The sequence below is a fragment of the Patulibacter sp. NPDC049589 genome (genome assembly GCF_040675535.1).
In the GTDB taxonomy this organism is placed as follows: Bacteria; Actinomycetota; Thermoleophilia; order Solirubrobacterales; family Solirubrobacteraceae; genus Patulibacter.
On record NZ_JBFAPC010000268.1, the window covers coordinates 1 to 4,610 of the forward strand.

Here is a 4,610-nt window from a genome sequence, read left to right on the forward strand (position 1 = left end):
ACGCCGTCGCCCTGCAGCGACTCCCAGAAGAGCGAGTGGTTGTAGTGGCCGCCGCCGTTGTTGCGGACGGGGCCCTGCTTGTCGGCCGGCAGCGCGCCGAGGTTCGCGACGATCTCCTCGATCGGCTTGTCAGCGAACTCGGTGCCCTCCAGCGCGGCGTTGGCCTTGTCGACGTACGCCTGGTGGTGCTTGTCGTGGTGGATCTCCATCGTCTTCGCGTCGATGTGAGGCTCCAGCGCGTCGAACGCGAAGGGCAGCGGGGGAACGGAGAACGCCATGTGGGCTCCTCTGGAGAGTCGAGAACGGAGGCGCGGGCCGCCGTGCGGCGATCCCGCTCCCTCCAACCTACAGAGGAGGTCCGCCCGGCCCCGCTCGCGGGCCGTCGTCCGTTGGACGTCCGGACGCCCGCCGTCACCCCGTCCCGTAGATTCCGTGGCCGATGACGTCGCCGTCACATACCGCCGCAGCTCCCGCGCGCGCCGCCGCGCGTCCGCGCCCGCGGACCGGTGCGCCGGTGGCGAGGGCCGAGACCCCCGGGCGGTTGCCCTGAGCCCCTCGACCGGCGACCGGCCGGACGAGGAGCCGCGGGACGACGGCACCCCGCCGCCGGTCCCGGACGCCGCCGACCCGGCGGACGCCGAGGGCTCGCTGCGCCGGCGCGCCGACCGCGCCCGGGCCACGACCCGAAAGCGCCGCGACCAGGTCCGCGAGAAGACGAAGGAACGCACCGACCACGTCCGCGAGCGGACGCGGGAGCGCACGGAGCAGGTCCGCGAGCGGACCGACCAGGTCCGCGACCGCGCCATGGAGCGGACCGAGCACGTCCGGGAGCGCACCCGCGAGCTGACCGAGCCCGCGCGGATGACCGTCTACCGGCTGTTCGGCATCGACCGCTCCGGACCGCCGCCGATCGAGACGCTGGCCGGCCAGCCGCTGCGGGTCTGGACGATCCCCAACGCCGTCGGACTGATCCGCCTGGCGTTCATCCCGGTCTTCCTCGTGCTCGCGCTCAGCACGGACGGCGGGACCGACGCCCTGCCCGCCCTCGTGTTCCTCGCCATCGCGGCCTCGGACTACCTCGACGGCTTCCTCGCCCGTCTGACCGGCCAGTACAGCCGCTTCGGGACGCTGCTGGACCCCCTGACCGACCGCGCGCTCGTCGTCGCGGGCGGCATCGTCTGCTGGCACTTCGATCTGCTGCCGCGCGAGGCGCTGGGCGTCCTCGTCGCCCGCGAGCTCTACACCACCGACGCCGCGCGCCGGGCGCTGAAGAAGGACGTCCGGCTGGGCGTCAACTGGTGGGGCCGGCTGGCCGTGTGGCCGCTGATGTCCGGGCTCTTCGCCGCGCTCGTCGGGGTCGGCTGGCCGGCGAAGGTCGCCGTCGTCATCGGCGTCGCGATGGCGATCATGGCCACCATCCGGTACGAGCGCGACGGCCGCCGGCAGCTCCGTGAGCGCGCGGCCGCGGCCGCCGCCGCCCCGTCCGTCCCCACCGCCGGGGCCAACGGCTGAGGGCGCACCCTCAACCGGAGGTCCAGATCTTCCACGGGACCGCTGGTATGCTCGCCGCGGCGCCCCACACCAGGAGCACCCTCACACCATGGACGACACCTTTCCCGACCTCGGCAGCCTCCCGGACGAGGAGCTCAAGGCGATCATCGACCGCCTCACGGCCGAGGAGACCGAGGTCAGCTACCGCCGGCGCATCCTGCACGGCCAGATCGACATCCTCCGCGCCGAGCTCGTCAGCCGCCTGCGCCTCCGCCATGACGAAGGGGGCACCGTGATCCACGGCTCCGACGTCGACCGCCTGACGGAGATCCTCTCCGGCCGGGTCGGCGGCCTGCGTCCCGTCCCGGACGAAGCCCCCGCCGTGGACCGCGACGAGGACGAGGGCGAGGACGCGCCGGGCTGATGGCGGTCCACTGCCCCGAGTGCGGGTTCGTGGCCGGCACCGCCGCGAACTTCTGCCCCAAGTGCGGGGCCTACCTCGCCGACGTCGGCGCCCCGAACGAGCCGACCACCGCCACTTACCATCTCCAGGACTCCGGGGAGATCGCCGCGATCGACGTCGGCGCGCTCCAGGAGCAGGGCGGGGCGGCGCTCGTCGTCCGCGCCGGCGGGGGCCGGGAGGGCGAGAGCGTCCCGCTGCAACGCGACCGCGTCACGATCGGCCGCCGTCCCGAGAGCGACATGTTCCTCGACGACGTCACGGTCTCCCGGGACCACGCCCTCGTCGTCGCCCGCGCCGACGGATGGCACATCGACGACCTCGGGTCGCTGAACGGCACCTACGTCAACCGCGGCCGGATCGACAGCGCGCTGCTGCACGACGGCGACGAGGTCCAGGTCGGCAAGTTCAAGCTCACGTTCCTCGGCCGCTGACGACGCGCGTGGTCGAGGAGCCCGGCACGGAGGCGGTGCGCACCCCGGCCTCCCCGGGAGGGCCACCCGTCGCCCCCGGCGCCCGCCCGGCCCCGTCCCGGTCGGGCCGGCCCCTGACGATCGGGCAGGTCTGCAAGCTGCTCGTCGGCGAGTTCCCCGACATCTCGATCTCGAAGATCCGGTACCTCGAGGAGCAGAAGCTCCTCCAGCCGCGCCGGACGTCCGGCGGCTACCGGCTCTTCAGCACCGACGACGTCGACCGCCTGCGGACGATCCTGCGGCTGCAGCGCGACGAGTTCCTGCCGCTGCGGGTGATCCGCCAGGAGCTCGCCGCCGGCCGCGGCCAGGACGCGCCGCGCGTGTCCGGGGCGGGGGAGCCGGCCGAGCACGAGCCCGACGCGTCCCGGCCGGGCCCGATCGCGCTGCGGGGCGGGGGGACGGCCTTCCACACCCTCGAGCAGCTCTGCGACGAGACGCGCGCCAGCGCCGCGCTGGTCAAGGAGCTCCGCGACTTCGGCGTCGTCCAGGGCACCACCCGCGACGGCGCGATCGTCTTCGACGACGACGAGCGCGAGATCGTGCGCGCCGCGGTCGAGCTCTCCCATTACGGCGTCGGCGGGCGGCACCTCCGGGTGCTGCGCAGCTCGGCGGACCGCGAGGGCGCGCTGCTCGAGCAGCTGCTCGGCCCGTCGCTGCGTTCCAGGAGCGCCGAGCGGCGCGCCGAGGCGGTCGACGCGCTGGAGACGCTGGCCGCGACGACGATGCGGCTCAAGCACCTGCTGCTCGTGCGCGACCTGCGACGCTTGGTGCCGTGACCCCCGCCGCCCCGGACGCCGTCGACCTGAAGGCCCACGTGGTCGACATCGAGGACCACCCCGCGCCCGGCGTGACGTTCCGGGACATCTCCCCGGTCCTCGCGCACCCGGAGGCCCTCGCGGCGGCCGTCGACCGCCTGACGGAGGCCGCCCGCGGCCTCGACGTGCAGGCCGTCGTCGGCGCCGAGGCCCGCGGCTTCCTGCTCGGGCCCGCGGTCGCCCGCGAGCTCGGCACCGGGTTCGTGCTCGCCCGCAAGCCCGGCAAGCTGCCGCGCGCGACGATCTCGGTCACGTACGAGCTCGAGTACGGGACCGACGAGCTGCACATCCACGAGGACGCCATGGCGCCCGGCACCCGCGTCCTCGTGCACGACGACCTCCTCGCCACCGGCGGGACGGCGCAGGCGCTCTGCCGCCTCGTCGAGCGGCTGGGCGGCGTGGTCGTCGGCTGCTCCTTCCTGGCGGAGCTGTCGTTCCTCGGCGGGCGCGCCGCGCTGGCGCCGCGCGCCGTGTTCTCCCTGATCTCCTACGAGGACTGACCCATGGGCGCGATCGCCAACGGCTCGGCCAGCAAGACGACGCCGGCCAGCCCGGAGGACGTCTGGCACCACGTCTCCGACGGCTCGCGGGTCGCCCCGTGGTGGCCGAACGCCGAGCGGGCCGAGGACGTCCAGGGCGGCATCTTCACCCTCGTCCTGCGCTCCTCGCGCGGCGTCCCCGTCCGCACCGACTGGCAGGTCGGCACGTCGCGGCGGCCGGAGATCCAGCGCTGGGAGCAGCAGATCGCGAACACGCCCTTCGCGAAGGCCCTGGTCGCGAGCGCCGTCGAGGTGCGGATCGAGCCGACCGACGGCGGCGGCTCGCGCGTCACGGTCTCCGTCGAGCGCGAGCTCAAGCAGAAGGGGCTGTTCGCCAACCGCCTGGGGACGAAGGCGTCGAAGGAGCAGGCCGGCCAAGCGCTGGCGAGCCTGCTCCGCGAGGTCAGCTCCGCGGGGTGACGCGACCCACGATGACCGTCGGGCCCGGCTTCGTCGGGGCCTTGGCGGTCTCGCGGGTGATGCGGAACGTGGTGTAGACGGTCGGGTCGACGGTCGTCGCCTGGCGGCTCTTGAGGTCGAGCCCCTCGAAGCGGAGCTCGGCGCCGCGGGCGTCGCTGAGCTGCCCGAGGAAGATCGGGTCGGCCCCGTTCTTGTCCGCCCACGCGAAGTAGCGGCGCTTCGCCGTCAGCGCGGGGAGGCCCTTGATCGTCAGTGCGAGGACGGGGATCGACGCGTCGGCGGTGCTCACGGTCGGCTTGGCGGTGCCGGTCACGCGGGCGTCGGCGCCGGTGGCCCCCGACGGCGGGCGGAAGCGGATCGTCTGCGGGAGCGCGGCCGCGAACTGCGCGGCGGCGGCCTGCGCCGCGGCGGG

8 protein-coding genes are annotated in these 4,610 nt (G+C 74.5%); 6 read left to right on the forward strand and 2 right to left on the reverse strand.

The genetic code is table 11. The features are described from left to right. A partial coding sequence (locus tag AB0L40_RS26670; protein ID WP_364361656.1) for a superoxide dismutase occupies positions 1–278 on the reverse strand: 278 nt, incomplete at its 3' end. Between the two features lie 154 nt (positions 279–432). Between AB0L40_RS26670 and AB0L40_RS26675 the strand changes: the two genes are divergently transcribed. The 6 genes from AB0L40_RS26675 (at position 433) to AB0L40_RS26700 (ending at position 4,198) form a co-directional block, all read left to right on the forward strand. After that, on the forward strand, positions 433–1,512 hold the full coding sequence (locus AB0L40_RS26675; RefSeq protein ID WP_364361658.1) for a CDP-alcohol phosphatidyltransferase family protein: 1,080 nt from the start codon (positions 433–435) through the stop codon (positions 1,510–1,512). Between the two features lie 88 nt (positions 1,513–1,600). Then, positions 1,601–1,915, forward strand: a complete 315-nt coding sequence (locus AB0L40_RS26680) for a hypothetical protein (RefSeq protein WP_364361660.1) — start codon at positions 1,601–1,603, stop codon at positions 1,913–1,915. Further along, the gene (locus AB0L40_RS26685; RefSeq protein ID WP_364361662.1) at positions 1,915–2,385 is read left to right on the forward strand and encodes an FHA domain-containing protein; all 471 of its coding nucleotides are present in this window, start codon (positions 1,915–1,917) and stop codon (positions 2,383–2,385) included. Before AB0L40_RS26680 ends, AB0L40_RS26685 begins: the two co-directional genes overlap by 1 nt. Before the next feature lie 8 nt (positions 2,386–2,393). Beyond that, positions 2,394–3,200: a MerR family transcriptional regulator gene (locus tag AB0L40_RS26690; RefSeq protein WP_364361664.1), complete on the forward strand. Its 807-nt coding sequence runs from the start codon at positions 2,394–2,396 to the stop codon at positions 3,198–3,200. Beyond that, positions 3,197–3,739 carry an adenine phosphoribosyltransferase gene (locus AB0L40_RS26695; RefSeq protein WP_364361666.1) on the forward strand — a complete coding sequence of 181 codons (543 nt, stop codon included), beginning with the start codon at positions 3,197–3,199 and terminating at the stop codon, positions 3,737–3,739. The genes AB0L40_RS26690 and AB0L40_RS26695 overlap by 4 nt, the downstream gene beginning before the upstream one ends. 3 nt (positions 3,740–3,742) lie before the next feature. Next, positions 3,743–4,198, forward strand: coding sequence for an SRPBCC family protein (locus AB0L40_RS26700; protein ID WP_364361668.1), 456 nt, complete (start codon positions 3,743–3,745; stop codon positions 4,196–4,198). Here AB0L40_RS26700 and AB0L40_RS26705 read toward each other — a convergent pair. Beyond that, positions 4,182–4,610: hypothetical protein (locus AB0L40_RS26705; protein WP_364361670.1), on the reverse strand; the 429-nt coding region annotated here is incomplete at its 5' end. The two genes, AB0L40_RS26700 and AB0L40_RS26705, sit on opposite strands and share 17 nt — an antisense overlap.

Excerpts from the sequence above, each read along its gene's own strand:
- AB0L40_RS26700 (WP_364361668.1), top strand. The coding sequence starts at position 3,743 with ATGGGCGCGATCGCCAACGGCTCGGCCAGCAAGACGACGCCGGCCAGC.
- AB0L40_RS26685 (WP_364361662.1), top strand. The coding sequence starts at position 1,915 with ATGGCGGTCCACTGCCCCGAGTGCGGGTTCGTGGCCGGCACCGCCGCG.
- AB0L40_RS26680 (WP_364361660.1), top strand. The coding sequence starts at position 1,601 with ATGGACGACACCTTTCCCGACCTCGGCAGCCTCCCGGACGAGGAGCTC.